The sequence below is a fragment of the Catenibacterium sp. RTP21428st1_D7_RTP21428_210409 genome (genome assembly GCF_040227455.1).
In the GTDB taxonomy this organism is placed as follows: Bacteria; Bacillota_I; Bacilli_A; order Erysipelotrichales; family Coprobacillaceae; genus Catenibacterium; species Catenibacterium mitsuoka_A.
On record NZ_JBEHVX010000153.1, the window covers coordinates 1 to 1,836 of the forward strand.

The following is a 1,836-nucleotide window of genomic DNA, read 5'->3' on the forward strand; positions in this document are numbered from 1 at the left end:
CTTAATGTAACTGATAATACCATTTTCTATAAAATCTAATTTATCTTCTTATTTCCAGTTTCTGCTTGCAATTCGGGAGAAATTTAAAATCCCGAGATTGACCCGGGATTTGTATCTTATTTAGTCTTATGAATAAACTTAAATGTGAATGCTGAACCTAATGCGGCTTCATATACAATACCTGTATATTTCTTGTTCTGTAATGATGCAGCACCCTTCTGGAATACTGGTAATACAGCATATTCACTCATGCAGATATCTTCTGCCTGATAAAGCATCTGCCATCTCTTCTTAGCATCTCTTTCAGTAGTAGATGCCGCAATTAACTGGTCATACTTCGCATTGTTATATTTACCATAGTTATTTGAGTTACCTGTAGAAACAAGGTTCAAATAAGTGATTGGATCTGGGAAGTCTGGTCCCCATCTTGCACATGAGATATCAAAATCGCCTGATTTCTGACGTTCTACACGGTCTTTCTTAACAGTTGCAACCATTTCGATATCTAAACCTTTAAGTTTTTTGAAACATGCCTGTAAATATTCTGCTTCAGTATCTGCAGGTGTTTCATCTGTACCATAAAGTAATCTTAATTTTAATGAAGAAACACCAAGTTCTTTTAAGCCTTGATCAAAAGCAGCCTGTGCTTCTTTTAGATTATACTGAGTATAATCTTTACCTTCTGAACGATATTCTTTACCATCTGGTCCATAAGTGAAATCAGCACTTACAAAACCATCTGCTTCTCTAGAACCATCCTTTAAGACTTTATTACATAAGTCTTTACGATCAATAGCTAGAGATAATGCTTTACGAATATTTTTATTCGCAAGAGCCTTGTTGTTGAAGTTCAAATATAAATAATACATATAACCCTGTTTGAACTTTACAAGACTATCTTTACCTTCATACTTATCAACTAAAGCTGAGTTAATAGTCGCAAAATCAACTTCACCATTATCAAATGCCGCAGCTGCAGTCTTAGGATCTTGAACAAGATACATATTTAAACCATCTAGTTCAACCTTATCTGCATCATAGTATTTATCATTCTTTTCAAAAGTAATCTTATTAGACTTAGTCCACTTAGTTACCTTGAATGGACCATTCGCAAGTAAATACTTTGCATCAGTGGCATATTTAGAACCACACTTTTCAACAAATTTCTGATTCTGTGGATAGAAGCATGGGAATGTCATGATTTCTAAGAAATAAGGGCATGGCTGAGATAAAGTAACCTGTAATGTTTTCTTATCCTTTGCTTCAACACCTAGTTCCTTAATCTTATCACCAGCAGTTGTACCAAGTTCAGCGAGTTCATCTGCATTCTTAATACATGCCCCTTCTTTACCAAAGATATAGGCATAGCTACCTGCATTCGCAATTAGTTTTCTCCATGAATAAACAAAATCATCTGCAGTTAAATCATCACCATTAGACCATTTCGCATTCTTTCTAATAGTAAATGTATAAGTTAATCCATCATCTGATAGCTTATAAGATGATGCAGCAGCTGGTACAAGCTTTGTACCACCCTTTGCAGTAATATCCATGAGTCCTTCACTAAATGCATGAATCGCATTAAATGAAACACCATCATCAGATACACTTGAATCTAGAGATGTTACATCTGCTTCACTTGAAAAGTTATAAATCGCTTTATCGTCGGAAGTAGAACCACATCCCACTAACATAGAAGCAGCCAAGGCTGCTGCCACTATAATCTTGAGACTTTTCATAAAAATCCCCTCCATTTATAATCGGTAGTGTCAAAAATCTATATCACATAGCATAAATACACTACCCTCAATTTTATCTATATAAACAGTAAAATGA

1 protein-coding gene is annotated in these 1,836 nt (G+C 34.7%); it reads right to left on the bottom strand.

All coding sequences use genetic code 11. The features are described from left to right. Positions 1-116 precede the first annotated feature (116 nt). Positions 117-1,739: a peptide ABC transporter substrate-binding protein gene (locus tag ABUA27_RS12550; protein WP_349820852.1), complete on the bottom strand. Its 1,623-nt coding sequence runs from the start codon at positions 1,737-1,739 to the stop codon at positions 117-119. Between the last annotated feature and the right edge of the window lie 97 nt (positions 1,740-1,836).